The sequence below is a fragment of the Stenotrophomonas sp. Br8 genome (assembly GCF_014763005.1).
Classification (GTDB): domain Bacteria; phylum Pseudomonadota; class Gammaproteobacteria; order Xanthomonadales; family Xanthomonadaceae; genus Stenotrophomonas; species Stenotrophomonas lactitubi.
Map to the genome: position 1 here is coordinate 36,859 of NZ_JACGTN010000009.1, position 17,219 is coordinate 54,077.

Below are 17,219 nucleotides of genomic sequence, written 5' to 3' on the forward strand. Positions count from 1 at the left end.
CGGCGCCGCTGTTTTCCATGTCAGTGGTGGATGGTCGGCTCGCCGTGCTGCACCAGCTGGCCACCACCGTTGCGGGTGACGAACTTGCGCAGTGCCACGTAGAACACCGGGGTCAGGAACAGGCCGAACAAGGTCACACCCAGCATGCCGGCGAACACGGTGATACCGGTCACCGAGCGCACTTCGGCGCCAGCACCATGCGACAGCACCAGCGGCACGGTGCCGGCGATGAAGGCGATGGAGGTCATCACGATCGGGCGCAGACGCAGGCGGCAGGCTTCCAGTGCCGCTTCGACGATGCCCTTGCCGCCCATCTCCAGCTCTCTGGCGAACTCGACGATCAGGATCGCGTTCTTGCACGCCAGGCCCATCAGCACCACCAGGCCGACCTGCACGAACACGTTGTTGTCGCCGCCGGTCATCCACACACCGAACAGCGCGGACAGCAGGGTCATCGGCACGATCAGGATCACCGCCAGCGGCAGCGACCAGCTTTCGTACAGCGCGGCCAGCACCAGGAACGCCAGCATGATCGCCACCGGGAACACGATGAAGGCAGCCTTGCCCTGGGTCGCCTGCTGGTAGCTCAGGTCGGTCCATTCGGTCGCCATGCCGACCGGCAGCACCTTGGCGGCGATGGCGGTGAGGTTGTTCATCGCTTCGGCCGAGGACAGCACACGCGGGTCGGCTTCACCGGCCAGGTCAGCGGCCGGGTAGCCGTTGAAGCGCAGCACCGGGTCCGGACCGTAGGTTTCCTTGACGGTGACCATCGAGCCGATCGGCACCATCTCGCCACGATCGTTGCGGGTCCGCAGCTTGCCGATGTCCTCGACGCTGTCACGGAACTGGCCATCTGCCTGTGCGATCACCTGCCAGGTACGCCCGAACTGGTTGAAGTCGTTGACGTAGGCCGAACCCAGATAGGTCTGCAGCGTGTCGAACAACTCGGTCAGCTGTACGCCCTGGGCCTTGGCCTTGACACGATCCACCTCGGCATCCAGCTGCGGCACGTTGGCCTGGTAGCTGGTGATCGGGAAGGCCATGCCCGGGGTCTGCGCAACCGCACCCTGCATCGACTGCACCGCGTTCTGCAACGCGCCATAGCCGAGGTTGCCACGGTCCTGGATGAACATCTGGTAGCCGTTGCCGTTACCGAGGCCAAGGATCGGCGGCGGCATCATGGCGAAGGCAAACCCTTCCTGCAGGCCGGCGATCTTCTGGTTGATCTCCGCATTGATCTGCGCGGCGGTGCGACCATGGCGCTCGCTGAACGGCTTGAGCGGAATGAACGCGACACCGGTGTTGGGCGTGTTGGTGAACTGCAGGGCATTCAGGCCCGGGAACGAGATGGTGTGCGCCACACCGTCGGTTTCCTGGGCGATCTTGGCGACCTTGCGCAGCATTTCATCGGTACGCGCGATCGACGAACCCTCCGGCAGCTTCACACCCGCGATCAGGTACAGCTTGTCCTGGGTCGGAATGAAGCCCGGCGGCACCAGCTTGAAGATGAAGCCGGTACCCACCAGCAGCACCGCGTACACCACGAACACCGCGCCACGACGACCGAGGATCTTCGACACGCCACGCTCGTACTTTTCCGAGCTGGACTTGAAGAAGCGGTTGAACGGACGGAACACCCAGCCGAACAGACGGTCGATGATGCGGGTCGGGGCATCCTTCGGCGCGCCATGCGGCTTCAGCAGGCGGGCAGCCAGGGCCGGCGACAGGGTCAGCGAGTTGATCGCCGAGATCACCGTGGAAATGGCGATGGTGACCGCGAACTGCTTGTAGAACTGACCGGTGACGCCCGACAGGAACGCCATCGGCACGAACACCGCACACAGCACCAGCGCGATGGCGATGATCGGCCCGGACACTTCGCGCATCGCCTGATGCGCAGCGGCCAGCGGGGTCAGGCCTTCTTCGATGTTGCGTTCAACGTTTTCCACCACCACGATCGCGTCATCGACCACGATGCCGATCGCCAGCACCAGGCCGAACAGGCTCAGCGTGTTGATCGAGAAGCCCAGCAGGTACAGCGCGCCGAACGTGCCGACGATCGACACCGGCACCGCAATGAGCGGGATGATCGAGGCACGCCAGGTCTGCAGGAACAGGATCACCACCAGCACCACCAGCGCGATGGCTTCCAGCAGGGTGGAGACCACCGCCTTGATCGAGTCGCGCACGAAGATGGTGGTGTCATACACCGCCTCGTACTTCACGTCGGCCGGCATGGTCTTCTGCATCTCGTCCATGCTGGCCATCACCGCGTCGCGGATCTCCAGCGCGTTGGCGCCGGGGGCCTGGAAGATACCGATACCCACCGCGTTCTTGCCGTCCAGCTGCGAGCGCAGCGTGTAGTCACCGGCACCCAGTTCGACCCGGGCCACGTCCGACAACCGCACCACTTCACCGTCGGTGCCGCTCTTGAGCACGATGTCGCCGAACTCCTGCTCGCTGCGCAGGCGGCCCTGGGCGTTGATCAGGGTCAGGAACTGGCTGTTGGGCATCGGCTCGGCGCCGAGCTGGCCGGCCGAGACCTGCACGTTCTGCTCGCGCATGGCGCGCACCACATCGCTGGCGGTCAGGCCGCGCGCGGCAACCTTGTCCGGGTCCAGCCAAGCGCGCATGGCGTAGTCGCCACCGCCGAAGATCTGCGCATCGCCCACGCCCTGGATACGTGCCAGCGCGTCCTTGACGTGCAGGCGGGCGTAGTTGCGCAGGTACAGGGTGTCGTACTTGCCGTTGGGCGAGGTCAGGTGCACCACCATCAGGAAGGTGGGCGACTGCTTCTGGGTGGTCACGCCTTGCCGGCGCACGTCCTCGGGCAGTCGCGCCTGGGCCTGGGCGACACGGTTCTGCACCTTCACCGCCGCTTCGTCCGGGTCGGTGCCCGGGCGGAAGGTGATGGTCATCTGCAGCACGCCGTCAGAGCCGGCCACCGACTTGAGGTAGATCATGCCCTCAACGCCGTTGATGGCCTCCTCCAGCGGGGTGGCCACGGTTTCGGCGATCACCTTGGGGTTGGCGCCCGGATAGACGGTGCGTACCACTACCGACGGCGGCACCACTTCGGGGTACTCACCGATGGGCAGCATCGGAATCGAGATCAGGCCGGCGGCGAAGATCACGATCGACAGCACCGCCGCGAAGATCGGCCTGTCGATGAAGAAACGGGAAAAGTCCATGGAAGAATTCCTGGAAAAGGCCGTCGGCGGGCAACAGCCGCCCTGCCCCTCACCAATCTGGTGAAGGCAGTGACGGCTGCCGCTGGCACCGGCAGCTAAGCGGGTACGCGGATCAGGAGACGGCGGATCAGTGGTTTAGTGCGGCAGTTGCATCGCGACCCGGCGCCGGCGCAGCGGTGGGCTGCATCGCCACCGCCTTCGCCTGCACCGGCATACCGGGCATGAAGACCTTCTGCACGCCATCGATGATCACCTTGTCACCGGCGGCCAGACCCTGCTCGACAATGCGCAGGCCTTCGGCGGTGCGGCCGAGCTGGATGTCGCGGCGCTGAGCCTTGCCATCCTTGTCGACCACGTAGACGTACTTGCGGTCCTGGTCGGTCAGCACGGCCTTGTCGTCGATCAGCATCGCCTGGAACTGGCCGCTGCCGAGCAGCTGCACGCGGGCGAACAGGCCCGGGGTGAACTGGCGATCGGCGTTGTCCAGCAGCGCGCGGACGCGGATGGTGCCGGTGCTGCGGGTCACCTGGTTGTCGAGGAAGTCGACCTTGCCCGTGTGCGGGTAGCCATCTTCACCGGACAGGCCGACCTTCACCGGCAGCTCGCTGTCGCGCTCGCTCGGGCGCTCGCCCTTGCGTGCCATCTGCGCGTACCGCAGGAAGGTGCTTTCGTCGGCATCGAAATAGACGAACACCGTATCCAGCGAGACCAGCGTGGTCAGCACGCTGGCACTGTCGCCGGCGGTGACCAGGTTGCCGGCGGTGACCATCGCGCGACCGGCACGGCCGTCGATCGGCGCACGCACCTTGGTGAACTCAAGGTTGAGGCGGGCTGCATCCAGCGCGGCCTGCGCAGCCTGCACTGCCGCACCGGACTGGTCGGCGGCTGCGCGACGCTGTTCAGCCGTCTCGGTGGAGATCGCCTGCTGCTCGGCCAGGCGCTTGGCACGCTCGGACTCACTGCGGGCAAGCACCGCCTGGGTGCGCGCACGGGCCAGTTCGGCGTTGGCGCGATCGTACTCGGCCTGGTAGCTGCGGGCATCGATGGTGAACAGGACGGCGCCCTTCTTCACTTCTTCGCCTTCAACGTAGTTGACCTTGTCGATGTAGCCGGACACGCGCGGGCGCAGCTCGACGCTCTGCACGGCCTCGACACGACCGCTGAATTCGTCCCACTGGCTGACCTGCTTGAGCAGTACGGGGGCAGCTGAGACCTGCGGCGGGGGCGGTGCGCCAGCTTCTTCGGCATGGCCACCGCTGCAGGCAGCCAGAACGGCGGCAGCGAGGATCGACACGCCAGCCATCGCCAGGCGATGACGGAAACGATGTGGAGTGGTGTTGGGGGAAGTCATGGCATGCATCCGTACGGAGGGGTGGTACAGCTATTTGAGAATTGCTATCAACTTTCGGCGGCGTATCCTGCGACCTCAACCAAGGCTGAGGTCAAGCAACGCCTGCGGTGTCGCGCCACAGCGGCGGTATTTCCAGGTGCAGCAGACCGCGCGGCAGTTCGGCATCACTGCTGTCGCAACGGACGATCGCGCGGTTGTCGCGGCAACCATCGAGCAGGGACACCACGCGGCGGCCGACCAGCAGCGAACTGGGCCATTCGATGCAGGCGTTGGCGGCGTTGGCCGGGGTGCATACCGGGCTGCACACTTCCAGCATCTGCGCGCGAACGCCCACGGCCTGCGCTTCCTGGTGCACCACCTGCGCGTACATGCGCAGCGCGGCCGTGGTGATCGAGGTCTCGCCATAACCGGCCCAGGGCTTGAGCCCGGCCGGGCTGCCGATCATCACGTAGCGACGGGCGTGCACGTTGTCCTGCAGCAGCGGCAACAGATGACGCACCGCGTGCACATGCGGCATCAGGTCAGCCTGCAATGCCGCCGCCAGTGCGTCACCGCCGCGCTCGACCACACGACCGCGGTTGTACGGACCACCCATTGCCGCGATCACCGCCGCAAGCGGACGCGGACGCTGCGCCACGCGCTCGGCCAACGTACGCGCCGAGCTGTCGTCACTCAGCGAGCCCAGCATTGTCTGCAGGCCCGGCTCATCGGCGAACTGCTCGTGCAATGCCGCCAGGCGGCGCGGATCGCGGCCGACCACCAGCACGGGGCTGCCGGCCTCCAGCAATGCGCCGACTACACCCTGGCCGACGGCACCGGTGCCGCCAAGAACCAGGACCTCGGGGGTCAGAATCCCATTCACGGGACATTTCCTCCCAAATCCGGGATAGTCCCGATTCGACGCAGTCGGTCACCCTTCTGCGAAGCAAGGCGCAAGGCACCGCCACGCTGCTGACGCATGGGTGCGGTAAACTCACGAAAGTCCTTGTGTACCAAGGAACTAGGGCGGGATTCGACGGTCATCGCCAGGTCCAGGGCGTTCTGGCCGGCGATCCGGAAGCGGGCAAGAATGTTGCGCAGGCTCATGGCGGACGGGCTCCAATTAGCGAATGGCGCCACGATAGACCTCAAACCCCTACTTGATTAGTCCTGATTAAGGGGAATAATCATCCCGTCCCCGGTCCAATCGTTCTGTCACGATTGCCCCATCCCCGACGTCCAGGATTCCTGACCATGTCCCACGATCTCAACGAGACGCTGATCTTCGTCAAAGTGGTCGAGCAAGGCAGCTTCATCGCGGCTGCCAAATCGCTCGGCCTGCCCAAGACCACGGTCAGCCGCAAGGTGCAGGAACTGGAAACGCGCCTCGGTGCGCGCCTGCTGCACCGGACCACGCGCCGCCTCGGCCTCACCGAGGCCGGCTCGATCTATCACGAGCATTGCCAGCGCATCGCGCGCGAGCTTGAAGAAGCCGAAAGCGCGGTCAGCCAGCTGCAGTCGGGCCCACGCGGCTGGTTGCGCTTCACCGTACCCTATTCGATCGGCATCACCTGGATCGCGCCGCTGCTGGGCCAGTTCCATGCGCAGTACCCGGAGATCCGCCTGGACATGCACATGGGCAACGAGAAGTTGGACCTGATCGCCGGCGAGGCCGATCTCGCCCTGCGCGTGGGTGCCCTGCCCGATTCCAACCTGGTGGCGCGCAAGCTTGGCAGCCTGCGCACGCAGGTGTTCGCCAGCCCGGCCTACATCGAGCGCTACGGCGAGCCGCTGCATCCGGAAGAGCTGCAGTTCCACCGCATCCTGGCCATGCGCAAGCCGTACCACACCGGCAATTCGCCACGCTTTACCTGGCAGCTGGGCGAGAACGGTGGCGAACTGCGCGACTTCCCGGTAACGCCGCTGATGACGGCCAACGACATGTCTGCGTTGAATGGCGCACTGGTGTGTGGCGAAGGCCTGCTGCTGACCGGCGACGTGATGGCCAAGCCGTTCGTCGAGTCGGGCATGGTGCGCCGCGTGCTGGCCGGCTGGACCGGGCCGGAAGTGGATTTCAATGCGGTGTTCGCCGGTGGCCGCCTGGTCTCGCCGAAGGTGCGCGCGTTCGTCGATTTCCTGGTGGAGAAGCTCAACTTCGACGCCAACTACATGCTGGCGCAGTGCCCCGGTGCGAAGCTGGCGCGGCAGCAGCAGGAACAGGAAGAGGCAGCGCTGGCGAGCAGCGGCAAGCGGATTCTGGAGAAGGTGGCTGCGTCGGCGGCGTAATCCCCAACAATACCGCCCGCAATCTCCTGGTAGTAGCCGACCTTGGTCGGCACGGCTCTCCACACGCGCTATCGGCGTGCCGGGCGAGCCCGGCACCCACAAAAATGCCGCCTGCGAGGGCGGCATTTTCGTTCCGGCCGATGGCCTGACCGGCTCAAGCAACAACGCCAGGCATTATTGTTTGAGGGGAATCACACGGATCTCGACGCGGCGGTTCTTGGCACGGCCGGCATCGGTGCTGTTGTCGGCAATCGGATAGGACTTGCCAGCGCCCAGGGTCTCGATGCGCACGCTCTGCACGCCCTGGCCGATCAGGTACTGCGCCACCGAATCAGCGCGCTCCTTGGACAGGCGATTGTTGACCGCGTCGCTGCCGATGCTGTCGGTGTGACCGACCACTTCGATCATGGTCTGGTTGTAATCGCGCAGGGTGCCAGCAACGCCATTGAGCGAGCCGTAGAACTGCGGCTTCAGTGCCGACTTGCCGAAGTCGAAGGTGATGCCGTCCGGCAGGTTCAGCATGATGTTGTCGCCCTGGCGCTCGACGTCGATGCCGGTGTTGGCGGTGCGCTCGCGCAGCGCGCGCTCCTGGCGATCCTGGTACTGACCCACGGCGGCGCCGCTGAGTGCACCGATACCCGCGCCGATCAGCGCATGCTGGCGACGCTCGGTCGCGCTGTCGCCGGTCAGCAGGCCCGCGGCCACGCCGATGGCGGTACCGATCAGGGCATTGCGGCCGGTGCGGTTCTGCTGCTCGGTCGGGTTGCCGTACGGATCACTCTGCACATAGGAGCCGCCGGTGGCGCAGGCCGACAGGACGGCCGCACCCATCAGGGCCAGTGCGACGTTGCGGGTGGTGTTGCGGATCATGAGTGTTCTCCTTGGTTTCCGGTCGGGCCGGCGGCTTGCGGGCGGCAACGAGGATAAACAGCCGGACGCGATGTCGGCATGATGATCGCATCGGCCGACAGGGACGTGTTCAGCTAGCTGTCTGGACCGCTCAGCCAGCGCTTTACCCCGCCGCCGACTGGCGGTAAGCAGCCAGTGCCGCGTCCCGACCTGCCGCCAGGTCCACCAGCGGCGTGCGCGGATACCCGGGCGCGCGTTCGGCCAACAGCTGCGGGTGCTGCCAGGGAGCGAACCGCGCCTTTACCGGCAGCTCCGCCAGCTCCGGCACCCAGCGGCTGATGTAGCGCGCCTGTGGATCGAACTTCTCGGCCTGGGTGACTGGATTGAACACCCGGAAATAGGGAGCCGCATCGGCGCCGGTGCCGGCCACCCACTGCCACCCCATCGTGTTGTTGGCCAGGTCCGCATCCACCAGCGTGTCCCAGAACCAGTGCGCGCCGTGCAGCCAATGCGCACGCAGGTGCTTGCACAGGTAGCTGGCGACGATCATCCGCACCCGGTTGTGCATGTAACCGGTCTGCCAGAGCTCGCGCAGGCCAGCATCGACGATGGGCACACCGGTGTTGCCGCGCTGCCAGTCGTGCAGTTGGACGGCACTGGGGTTGGCCCAGGGGAAACGGTCGAAACGCGGGTTGAGATTGTCCGTGGGCGTCTTCGGGAAGTGGTGCAGCAGGTGGTAGCCGAAATCACGCCAGCCGAGCTGGCGCAGGTAGCCGTCGATGTCCGCATCGGTGCCAGCGCTGCGCAGGCCCTCCAGCGCGTGTGCGATGCGCCACGGGGCGATTTCGCCGAAATGCAGGTGCGGCGACAGCCGCGAAGTACCGACCCGGTCCGGCAGATCGCGCTGCTCACGATAGCCGCGCAGCGCACCATCCTCGAACACGGACAGCGCCTCGAGCGCGCCTGCCTCACCCGGCTGCCAGTGCTCCCAGAAACCGGAATCCCACTGCAATGGCGGCGCCAGCTGCAACGCGTCCAGCGCCAGGCCTTCAACCGTGTGTGCGGCCAACGTGCGCGGCGCCTCCTGCAGGGCCGGCAATCGCCAATGACTGAGTACGTTGCGCCAGTACGGAGTGAATACCTTGTAGGGCTGCCCTTGCTGGGTAGCGATGTCCCAGGGCTCGAACAACAGGCTGCCGTTGCAGCTCTGCGCATCGATGCCCTGCTCGCGCAGCGTGCGTTTGACGGCGGCATCGCGCGGTTGCGTCGCCGGTTCGTACTTGCGGTTCCAGTACACCGCCTCGGCGCCGGTCTGATCAATCTGCGCCTGCAGGGTCGGCAGGCTGTCGCCGGCACGCAGCACCAGCGAGGAGCCGCGTGCACGCAGGTCGGCATCCAGCGCCGCCAGCGAGCGGTGGCGCCACGCGTTCGACGCGGCGCCCGGCGCCCAGTCGCCCTCTTCGTGCGGGGCGTGGATATAGACCGGCACCACATCGTGGCCCGCGTCCAGCGCCGCCTGCAGCGCCGGATTGTCCTGCAACCGCAGGTCCCGACGGAACCATACCAACGCTACCGACACGTGCACTGCCTCTCTGTTGCTGGGCAGCCATGATAGCCAGTGGCGGTGAAGGCGATGCGTGCGACCGGCTCTGCTAGGCTGCGTGCTCTCCTGCTTCCACCCTGCCCTCGTCATGGATGATCTTCGCGCCACGTTTGCCCGCTTCGGCCCCCTGCAACCGCAATCCGCCGACGCGTGGCAAGGGCCGTTCCCGTTGCCGGACATGCTGGCCGGGTTCTATGCACACGTCGGCCCATTCGGTGAGGTGTTCAATCCTGCCAAAGGCCCCAGCGGCATCACCGTACCGGGCGTAGAGGTGTGGCTGCCGCCGTTGCAGCGCCTGTGGGCGTATCAGGCGGGCTACCGCTGGAATGGCATCGATGGCGAGCCGATCAGCGACTGGCCGTCGCACTGGCTGGTGATCGCCGACCGTGGCGCCGATCCTCTCATCCTCGACATCAACGATGGCCGCGTGTTGTTCGCCCGTCATGGCGCGGGCCACTGGGACGCCGACGAGTTCGTCGCCGACGTACCGACCTTGATGGCCGCACTGGCGGCGGCCGGCAGCGTTTACCTCGAGGCCGATGAGGATCTGTACAGCGATGACGATGATGGCAGGATCCGTCCCGAACATCGCGAAGCGGCACTGCGCGCTGTCGCTGCAGTGCTGGGCGGCACGGATGAAGCAGAACTGTTCCTGGACGCGATGCAGTAGAGCCGCCCCGTGCGTGGATGGTGTACGGCAAGATTCAATCCACGCATAGCGTGGATCTACTTCATGCCTTCCCTGATTACCCACCCGTCTTTCTTTCCAGCGGCGCCTGCTTCAGCGCTGCTGAGCGGCACGGACGAGGCAGAACTGTTCCTGGACGCGATGCAGTAGATCCACGCCATGCGTGGATGGTGCACGGGAAGGTTCAATCCACGCATGGCGTGGATCTACTTCATGCCGTCCCTGATCACCCGCCCGTCTCTCTTTCCAGCGGCGCCTGCTTCGGCGCTGCTGGGCGGCACGGATGAGGCAGAACTGTTCCTGGACGCGATGCGGTAGATCCACGCCATGCGTGGATGGTGTACGGCAAGATTCAATCCACGCGTGGCGTGGATCTACTTCATGCCTTCCCTGATCACCCACCCGTCTTTCTTTCCAGCGGCGCCTGCTTCAGCGCTGCTGGGCGGCACGGACGAAGCAGAACTGTTCCTGGACGCGATGCAGTAGAGCCACGCCGTGCGTGGATGGTGTACGGCAAGATTCAATCCACGCATGGCGTGGATCTACTTCATGCCTTCCCTGATCACCCGCCCGTCTCTCTTTCCAGCGGCGCCTGCTTCGGCGCTGCTGGGCGGCACGGATGAGGCAGAACTGTTCCTGGACGCGATGCAGTAGAGCCGCCCCGTGCGTGGATGGTGTGCGGGAAGATTCAATCCACGCGTGGCGTGGATCTACTTCATGCCTTCCCTGATCACCCGCCCGTCTCTCTATCCTGCGGCGCCTGCTTCAGCAGTGCGGTCAGGAACGGGGGCAGCACCGAGTCTGCTGCGGCCACCGCGCTGCCCATCAGCAGCAAGGCAACGGCAATGGCGGCTATCGGAACCATGCGCGGGCGCGTGCTCATCGGTCTGTCCTCACTCCCAGCAGCGATCGGTGCGACCCTTGGCGGTCTGGGCGCGCGCGCAGTCACGCGGAGCAATCCGCCCCTCCTGCAACTCCACCCGTTGCTTGCTGCCACTATCATCGCGCTTCAACTCGAAGGCGTCGTACAGGCGTCCGGTGACTGTGCGCGCTTCGTAGCGCAGATGCTGCGGGTCGATGCGCAACACCTGGAACAGCTGGGTGTCCTCGCCTACAGGTTCCATCGTCCTGCGTGCTTCGTCCGACAGCCGGTACTGCTTCGGCCCGGCTACGGTCACCACGTACTGCGGCGTTGCCGCCTGCCCTTCACCGCGACGGCCGTAAGTGTGGTCATGCCCCTGCAGCACCAGATCCACCTTGTGGCGTCGCACCACCGGCAGCAGCACCTTGCGCAGGGCTGCATTTTCGCGGCCCTCGCGCGGTGAATAGAACGGCTGGTGCAGCAGCACGATCGTCCACGGCTGCCGGTTGCCGGCCAGCACCTTGTCCAGCCACTGCGCCTGCGCCTTGGCGGTGCCGAGATCCAGCGCCGAAGTGCCATCAACCACGGCCACGCGCACACCCTGCGCATCGAACCAGTAGCTGGTACCCGCCGCTGCATTGGCACCGTTGCCCGGCAGGGCGAAAGTCACCGGCCAATGACGGCCTAGCACGCGGCGCTCCTGCGGGGTGTCCTCGAATTCCTCGAAATATTCGTGGTTGCCGATCGCCGGCGCCACCAGCGTCTCCTGCGCCAACCAGCTGGTGGCGGCGAACCATTCGCCCCATTCACTGTCGTCCATGTTGTCGCCACCGCTGACCAGATCACCGGCAAAAAGGCTGATCCGCGCATCCGGTGCAGCCTTCTGTGCAGCCCGCACCACGCGGCTGACATGGCTCACGTTCTTGTTCTGGGTATCGCCGAAATACAGCAGGGTCAGCGGCTGGTCGGCAGCGGCCAGCGTGCGCAGCTGGCTCCACGCGCTCCAGCTGCCATTGCCCTGTACGCGATAGACGTACAGGGTGTCCGGCTGCAGGCCATCGATGTCGGCACGATGATGATGCGACACGCCATTCTCGGTCTGCAGCACCTGGGTCCTCGCACGCACCTGGCGGATGCCCTCAATGGCCGGCGAATCGTCGGCCAGTGCGATTTCCAGCAGCGGCGACTGCACGCTGCCGTCGGTGCGCCAGGCCACCGCGAAACCGTGGCTGGGGTCGACCGACGGAGAGGCGACGATGCGGTCCGGCACCGATGCGGCTGCGTAGTAACGGCTGCCCGACGGCACCTGGGTGTTGGGCTCGGCCGCCGCCATCGCCAGCGATGGCAATGCCAACAGCAGGCCGACCGCAAGCAAGCGCATCAAACGCGCGCTCACGAACCGCACTCCAGCGGCAGGGCCAGCTGCTTGGCAATGCTCTCCCAGTCGAAGGCCACCACGCCCTGGTCATCGTGCACCGCGTACAGGGCGCCGTGCGGGAACCGCGGTGTCGGCTGCTGCATCATCCAGATGCCATCGGTGTTGGCCACGGTATTGCCCTGGAACGCGCCCACCGGCTTCAGCGTATGGCGGTCGAACAGATGGAACACGCTGCGCTGCTTGCCCTGCTCGGTGGTGATCCACCAGCCGTCCTTGCCACAGGTGCGCAGCATCACGCCTTCGGCCTGCGCCTTGAACACGTCGCGGCCGAAGGTAGTGCCGGTGAAGCGCCCCGCCAGGGTGTAGACCTTGAATTCGCTGGCGTAGCTTTCGTCCTCTTCGGCGATCAGCAGGCGATCATTGGCCGGATCACCCCAGATCGATTCGACCACGCGCAGCGCGCCGGCTTCGCTGGTATCACCGATGCTGGCGGTGAGCGTTGCCTGGACCTTGGTACCGTCGCGGGTCACGTGGTACTGGCGCACGCGCTTGTCCAGCTCGGCCAGCGGCGGCAGGATGTCCTTGCCCTGTGCGTCCTCGCCGTTGTCCCAGGAATCGGTGACGTAGACGCTGTAGCCATCGGCGCGGCGGTCCACCCACAGGCCGTAGGGCTTGCGCAGGTCGTCGGCACCGAAGGTGGCCAACGGAGCGAAGTCCGGCAGTGACAGCACCTGCACGCGGTGGTTGTCGCGCTCGACGATCCACAGCAGGTCATCGGTCACTGCGATGCCATTGGGACGATCAAACTGGCCCAGATCGGTGCCGGTGCTGCCGACGTCACGCAGGTGCTGGCCAGTGCTGCCGTCGTAGACCACCAGCTTGTCGGTGGCCTTGGCCGTGGCGATCAGCCATGTCTTGCCATCCGGTGCCTGCCATGAAGCCGGCGAATCGATGTTGTCGGCCGGGGTCATCGGGGTCAGGAACGCCTCGGCGATGGTCACCACCTTGCGCTCGACGGGTGCCGCAGCGCCGGCCGCAGCCGGCGCCTTGTCCGCTGCCGGTGTGCAGCCGGCGGCAAGAACGGCGGCCAGCGAGGCGGCCATCAGGGTCATGCCGCGCACCATCACAGCGCCACCTTCAGGCCTACGGCGTAGGTACGGCCATACTCCTCCAGCTGCAGGGTGCGCGAGCGCGTGCCCTGGTACAGCTCCAACGGCTTGTCCAGCAGGTTCTGTGCTTCGAAGTACAGGCTCACGTTCGCGTTGAACTTGTAGTCCAGCGAGAAGTCGAGCTGGGTGTTGGGTGCCACGTAGATATCGAACGCACGGCCCTTGCCGATGGTGTCCAGGTACTCGCTGCGGTACACCGCCGCAAGGCGCGTGCTGAGGCCGTACTTTTCATAGCCGATGTGCGCGCTGTACACGTGCTTGGAGGCGCGCGGCAAGGTGAAGTCCTCACCGGCGCGATCCTCGATGCCCGCGTCGAATTCGGTGTCCAGCCAGGTGCCGCTGGCGCCCACCAGCAGGCCGTCCAGGCCGGCGGGCAGGAAGGCCAGCTGCTGCTGCCAGTTCAGCTCCGCACCTCGCACCGTCGCCTTGCGGCCATTGATCGGCTGGGTCACGTCGAAACCGCCGTACGCCGGATCGTTGGTGCGTACCGTCTCGACGATGTAACCGTCGATGGACTTGTGGAACAGGCCGAGCGAGACGATGCCGGTGCTGCCGAGGTACTTCTCCACCGACAGATCGATGTTCTTCGACTCGTACGGGTCCAGCTCCGGGTTACCCAGGCGCACTTCCTCGTCACCACGGCTGTAGCCGACACGCGGCGAGATATCGCCGAAGGACGGGCGCGAAACAGTCTTGTTGGCCGAGGCACGCAGCACCCAGTCATCGGCCGCGTCGTAGCGCAGGTGCAGGCCCGGCAGCACATTGGTGTAGCTGCTGTTGGCCACGCGCGGGGTTACGGTGTAGCTGCGGCCGTTGGCAGCCACATCGACCTGGTTGCCCTCGGCCTTGAAGCGGGTGTTCTCCACGCGCACGCCGCCGATGATGCGCAGCGCACCGACATCCCAGGTGCCCATGGCGTAGCTGGCGAAGATGTCTTCGCTGGCGGTGTAGTCCTCTTCCAGCGAGGTCATCGCATTGGCACCGACGTCCTGCGGACGGGCGCTGAACTGGCCGCCGTTGGCCGCCCAGTACGCGCGCATGGCATCCGAATCCATGCCGTCACCCAGGGTGCCGTGGCGGTGATCGGGCGAGCCTGTGGTCCAGCTGGACAAGGCAATCTTCGGGCCGACGCGCAGCTCGCTTTCGTCGACGTTGACGTCGCGGTCGCGCCAGCGCCCCAGCAGGCCGAACTTGATGCTGCTGTTGTCGCCGTCGAAGCGCACGTTGACCTGCGCGCTGTGTTCCTTGTCGTTCACCTGCTTGGGCGAAAGCACGATGCGATCGAACGCGTAGTTCGCGTTGTCCAGCCACTGCGCATTGTCGAAGCTGTAGCTGGGCAGGCGGCTGCTCTGGTCCAGCGTGCCGTTGAAGGCCTTGCCGTTGAGCTTGAAGCGCGCCTCCATTTCATCGTTCACCCGCTCTTCGGTACGGGTGAAACCAACCTTGTAATCAACCACGGCGTTGGTCAGCTTGTTCTCGCCACCCAGGCTGGCCGCGAAGGTGTTCTCTTCCTTGGTGCGGTAACGCATGCGCTTGTCGATGGAATCCTTCGGCATGCCATCCAGGCGGTACTGGTCGGTACCGGTCTTGACCATTTTCGCGTCGTCGAAATTGAAGATCACGCGCTGGCGGGTTTCGGCGTCGTCGAACTGGCTGTACAGCGCACGCAGGTAGTACTTGCTGTCGTCGTTCGGGCGCCAGTCCAGGTTGAGGTTGGCGCCGATGCGCTTGCGCTCGATCTCATACTTGCGGTGCTGCAGGTTGATCGCGGTGACGTCGCCCGGCGCGGCATCGTCTTCGCCGTCGTACTCCACTTCAGTGTTGTCCGATTCGAACTTGCGCTTCTGGTAGTTCACGCCCAGCGCCACGCCGAAGGTGTCATTGAACACTTCGCTGTAGTTGAAAGCGGCCTTCGGGCTGGTTTCGCCGGACAGTTGCTGGTGGCTGGCTTCGATCTTGCCGCGCAGGCTGCGGCCGTCACGATCGAAGGCCGAGGCCGATTCAACCAGGATCGCGCCGCCGATGGCGTCGCCCGGCATGTCCGGGGTCGGCGACTTGACCACGCGCAGGCGCTCGGTCGAATCGGACGGAATCACATCCAGAGGCGCGGCACGGCTGGAATCTTCCGGGGTGCCGATGGCGATGCCGTCGACGCTGACGCTGTTGAGGTTGGCATCCAGGCCACGCACCACCACGAAACGGCCTTCGCCCTGGTCACGGGTCACGCTGATGCCCGGCAGGCGCTGCAGCGACTCGGCCACGTTCTTGTCCGGGTACTGGCCCAGCGCGTCGGAGGACACGGCGTCTTCGATGGCGTCGCTGCTGCGCTTGAGGTCAACCGCGCGCACCTGCGATTCCAGCTGCGCACGTACTTCGATGCGGTCCAGATCGGTCGCCGCAGCGCCGCCGCCGGTCGCTGCAGCAGTTTCGGCTGCCAGTACCGACGGGCTGGCCGTCACCAGCAGCGAGAGGCTGATTGCCAGGCCCAACGTGTTCTTCTTCTGCACAGCTATCCCCAACGGTGTAAAGATTGGGTCAGCACGGTATGTCCGCGAGGTTTCATGGGCATGACACCGGTGGAGCCTAGCCTGCCGGACCCGGCTCGGCAGCACCGCGCATTCCGCTTAAAATGGGGTTCTCCCCTTCTGCCAGACCCTCCCATGAAGATCGTCGAAGTGCGCCACCCGCTGGTGCAGCACAAGATCGGCCTGATGCGCAACGCCGCGCTCAGCACCAAGGATTTCCGCGAACTGGCCAACGAACTTGGCACGCTGCTGGCCTACGAGGCCACCGCCGACCTGGAAACCGAGCCGCACACCCTGCCGGGCTGGTCCGGCCCGGTCACCGTGCAGCGCATCGCCGGCGCCAAGATCACCGTGGTGCCGATCCTGCGCGCCGGCCTGGGCATGCTCAGCGGCGTGCTGTCGCTGATCCCGGCCGCCCGCGTCAGCGTGGTCGGCCTGCAGCGCGATGAAGAAACCCTGCAGCCGGTGCCCTACTTCGAGCGCCTGACCGGCCGCCTGGAAGAGCGCGACGCGCTGATCCTCGACCCGATGCTGGCCACCGGCGGCACCCTGATCGCCACCATCGACATGCTCAAGCGCGCCGGTGCCCGCCGGATCAAGGGCATCTTCCTGGTTGCCGCGCCGGAGGGCATCGAAGCAGTGAAGGCCGTGCACCCGGACGTGGAGATCTACACCGCCGCGATCGACGCGCAGCTCAACGACAAGGGCTACATCCTGCCGGGCCTGGGTGATGCCGGCGACCGCATCTTCGGTACCCGCGTGGGCTAAGATCGACCGGGGTCGGAGCGCTTTCGAAAGGAAGTGCTCCACCTGCTCCAGGCACCTTCACGCCGGCTTTGCAGCGACGGGCGAATGCTCCGCGCACCCGCCCTGCCCTGGAGCCACCATGAAAGCATCATTCCTGCTCGCCGCCGCCCTGCTGCTCAGCCTCCCGCTTGCCGCCAACGCAGCCACCCCGCAACAGCAGCGCATGGCCGACTGTTCGGCCAAGAACAAAGGGCTGAAGGGCGACGCCTACAAGTCTGCGCAAAGCACGTGCCTGAGCTCGCACGCAGCCACCCCGGCAGCCCCCACCACGCCGCAGGAACGCATGAAGAAGTGCAACGCCGACGCCGCCACCAAGAAGCTCGCCGGCGACGCCCGCAAGACCTTCATGAGCAGCTGCCTCAAGGCATCGTAAAAGCAGCGAAGAAAGGCCCATCCACGCATGGCGTGGATCTACTGACCGTCATTTGGAATCTGTCCGTCGAATGGGGTCAGAGCCCGTTGCCCGGCAACGGGATCCGACCCCCGACAGATCGCGAAAATCTGTCAGCGGCGGGGCGGTGTCGGATTGCG

The 17,219-nt window shown here is 65.7% G+C and carries 16 protein-coding genes; 6 read left to right on the plus strand and 10 right to left on the minus strand.

Going from position 1 to position 17,219, the window contains the following annotated elements; all coding sequences use genetic code 11:
- Window positions 1-20 precede the first annotated feature (20 nt).
- From H3005_RS10150 to H3005_RS10165, 4 genes are all read right to left on the minus strand, one after another.
- A complete protein-coding gene (locus tag H3005_RS10150; protein WP_176021023.1) occupies window positions 21-3,191 on the minus strand; it encodes a multidrug efflux RND transporter permease subunit in 3,171 nt (1,056 codons plus the stop codon).
- A gap of 127 nt (window positions 3,192-3,318) precedes the next feature.
- Window positions 3,319-4,542 carry an efflux RND transporter periplasmic adaptor subunit gene (locus tag H3005_RS10155; RefSeq protein ID WP_191078092.1) on the minus strand — a complete coding sequence of 408 codons (1,224 nt, stop codon included), beginning with the start codon at window positions 4,540-4,542 and terminating at the stop codon, window positions 3,319-3,321.
- Window positions 4,543-4,633: 91 nt separating this feature from the next.
- Window positions 4,634-5,404, minus strand: a complete 771-nt coding sequence (locus H3005_RS10160) for an SDR family NAD(P)-dependent oxidoreductase (protein ID WP_191078093.1) — start codon at window positions 5,402-5,404, stop codon at window positions 4,634-4,636.
- Window positions 5,401-5,628 (minus strand): hypothetical protein, encoded by a 228-nt coding sequence (locus tag H3005_RS10165; RefSeq protein WP_100552199.1) that lies wholly within the window; start codon window positions 5,626-5,628, stop codon window positions 5,401-5,403. The genes H3005_RS10160 and H3005_RS10165 overlap by 4 nt, the downstream gene beginning before the upstream one ends.
- Window positions 5,629-5,775: 147 nt before the next feature.
- On the opposite strand from H3005_RS10165, the gene H3005_RS10170 reads away from it, so the two are divergent.
- Complete coding sequence (locus H3005_RS10170; RefSeq protein ID WP_025878839.1) at window positions 5,776-6,807, plus strand: LysR family transcriptional regulator; 1,032 nt, start codon at window positions 5,776-5,778, stop codon at window positions 6,805-6,807.
- A gap of 174 nt (window positions 6,808-6,981) precedes the next feature.
- On the opposite strand, the gene H3005_RS10175 is transcribed toward H3005_RS10170, so the two are convergent.
- Both H3005_RS10175 and H3005_RS10180 read right to left on the minus strand, forming a co-directional pair.
- Window positions 6,982-7,677, minus strand: a complete 696-nt coding sequence (locus H3005_RS10175) for an OmpA family protein (protein WP_191078094.1) — start codon at window positions 7,675-7,677, stop codon at window positions 6,982-6,984.
- A gap of 142 nt (window positions 7,678-7,819) precedes the next feature.
- Window positions 7,820-9,235 (minus strand): deoxyribodipyrimidine photo-lyase, encoded by a 1,416-nt coding sequence (locus H3005_RS10180; RefSeq protein ID WP_191078095.1) that lies wholly within the window; start codon window positions 9,233-9,235, stop codon window positions 7,820-7,822.
- Window positions 9,236-9,347: 112 nt separating this feature from the next.
- Here H3005_RS10180 and H3005_RS10185 point away from each other — a divergent pair, with 112 nt between their 5' ends.
- The 3 genes from H3005_RS10185 to H3005_RS21065 all read left to right on the plus strand — a co-directional run bounded on the left by H3005_RS10185 (window position 9,348) and on the right by H3005_RS21065 (window position 10,601).
- A complete protein-coding gene (locus H3005_RS10185) occupies window positions 9,348-9,929 on the plus strand; it encodes a hypothetical protein (RefSeq protein ID WP_191078096.1) in 582 nt (193 codons plus the stop codon).
- 213 nt (window positions 9,930-10,142) lie between these two features.
- The gene (locus tag H3005_RS21060; protein WP_263407392.1) at window positions 10,143-10,265 is read left to right on the plus strand and encodes a hypothetical protein; all 123 of its coding nucleotides are present in this window, start codon (window positions 10,143-10,145) and stop codon (window positions 10,263-10,265) included.
- A 213-nt stretch (window positions 10,266-10,478) separates the two neighbouring features.
- The gene (locus tag H3005_RS21065; RefSeq protein ID WP_263407393.1) at window positions 10,479-10,601 is read left to right on the plus strand and encodes a hypothetical protein; all 123 of its coding nucleotides are present in this window, start codon (window positions 10,479-10,481) and stop codon (window positions 10,599-10,601) included.
- Between the two features lie 76 nt (window positions 10,602-10,677).
- Here the strand turns inward: H3005_RS21065 and H3005_RS10190 are convergent, their stop codons facing one another.
- Genes H3005_RS10190 through H3005_RS10205 form a run of 4 tightly spaced genes read right to left on the minus strand, consistent with a single transcriptional unit; the run spans window position 10,678 to window position 15,863 of the window.
- Complete coding sequence (locus H3005_RS10190) at window positions 10,678-10,830, minus strand: hypothetical protein (RefSeq protein WP_191078097.1); 153 nt, start codon at window positions 10,828-10,830, stop codon at window positions 10,678-10,680.
- A 10-nt stretch (window positions 10,831-10,840) separates the two neighbouring features.
- Window positions 10,841-12,190, minus strand: a complete 1,350-nt coding sequence (locus tag H3005_RS10195; RefSeq protein ID WP_191078177.1) for a metallophosphoesterase family protein — start codon at window positions 12,188-12,190, stop codon at window positions 10,841-10,843.
- Between the two features lie 11 nt (window positions 12,191-12,201).
- Entirely contained in the window at window positions 12,202-13,311 is a 1,110-nt protein-coding gene (locus tag H3005_RS10200; RefSeq protein ID WP_191078098.1) for a phytase, read from the minus strand.
- Window positions 13,311-15,863, minus strand: a complete 2,553-nt coding sequence (locus H3005_RS10205; RefSeq protein WP_191078099.1) for a TonB-dependent receptor — start codon at window positions 15,861-15,863, stop codon at window positions 13,311-13,313. The genes H3005_RS10200 and H3005_RS10205 overlap by 1 nt, the downstream gene beginning before the upstream one ends.
- A gap of 153 nt (window positions 15,864-16,016) precedes the next feature.
- Between H3005_RS10205 and upp the strand changes: the two genes are divergently transcribed.
- Together upp and H3005_RS10215 are read left to right on the plus strand one after the other, a co-directional pair.
- On the plus strand, window positions 16,017-16,649 hold the full coding sequence (gene upp, locus H3005_RS10210) for a uracil phosphoribosyltransferase (RefSeq protein WP_025878832.1): 633 nt from the start codon (window positions 16,017-16,019) through the stop codon (window positions 16,647-16,649).
- 118 nt (window positions 16,650-16,767) lie between these two features.
- The gene (locus tag H3005_RS10215) at window positions 16,768-17,061 is read left to right on the plus strand and encodes a PsiF family protein (RefSeq protein ID WP_191078100.1); all 294 of its coding nucleotides are present in this window, start codon (window positions 16,768-16,770) and stop codon (window positions 17,059-17,061) included.
- Window positions 17,062-17,219: the final 158 nt, after the last annotated feature.

Excerpts from the sequence above, each read along its gene's own strand:
- H3005_RS10150 (WP_176021023.1), bottom strand. The coding sequence starts at position 3,191 with ATGGACTTTTCCCGTTTCTTCATCGACAGGCCGATCTTCGCGGCGGTG.
- H3005_RS10155 (WP_191078092.1), bottom strand. The coding sequence starts at position 4,542 with ATGACTTCCCCCAACACCACTCCACATCGTTTCCGTCATCGCCTGGCG.
- H3005_RS10165 (WP_100552199.1), bottom strand. The coding sequence starts at position 5,628 with ATGAGCCTGCGCAACATTCTTGCCCGCTTCCGGATCGCCGGCCAGAAC.
- H3005_RS10170 (WP_025878839.1), top strand. The coding sequence starts at position 5,776 with ATGTCCCACGATCTCAACGAGACGCTGATCTTCGTCAAAGTGGTCGAG.
- H3005_RS10175 (WP_191078094.1), bottom strand. The coding sequence starts at position 7,677 with ATGATCCGCAACACCACCCGCAACGTCGCACTGGCCCTGATGGGTGCG.
- H3005_RS10185 (WP_191078096.1), top strand. The coding sequence starts at position 9,348 with ATGGATGATCTTCGCGCCACGTTTGCCCGCTTCGGCCCCCTGCAACCG.
- H3005_RS21060 (WP_263407392.1), top strand. The coding sequence starts at position 10,143 with ATGGCGTGGATCTACTTCATGCCGTCCCTGATCACCCGCCCGTCTCTC.
- H3005_RS21065 (WP_263407393.1), top strand. The coding sequence starts at position 10,479 with ATGGCGTGGATCTACTTCATGCCTTCCCTGATCACCCGCCCGTCTCTC.
- H3005_RS10190 (WP_191078097.1), bottom strand. The coding sequence starts at position 10,830 with ATGAGCACGCGCCCGCGCATGGTTCCGATAGCCGCCATTGCCGTTGCC.
- H3005_RS10195 (WP_191078177.1), bottom strand. The coding sequence starts at position 12,190 with ATGCGCTTGCTTGCGGTCGGCCTGCTGTTGGCATTGCCATCGCTGGCG.
- H3005_RS10200 (WP_191078098.1), bottom strand. The coding sequence starts at position 13,311 with ATGGTGCGCGGCATGACCCTGATGGCCGCCTCGCTGGCCGCCGTTCTT.
- upp (WP_025878832.1), top strand. The coding sequence starts at position 16,017 with ATGAAGATCGTCGAAGTGCGCCACCCGCTGGTGCAGCACAAGATCGGC.
- H3005_RS10215 (WP_191078100.1), top strand. The coding sequence starts at position 16,768 with ATGAAAGCATCATTCCTGCTCGCCGCCGCCCTGCTGCTCAGCCTCCCG.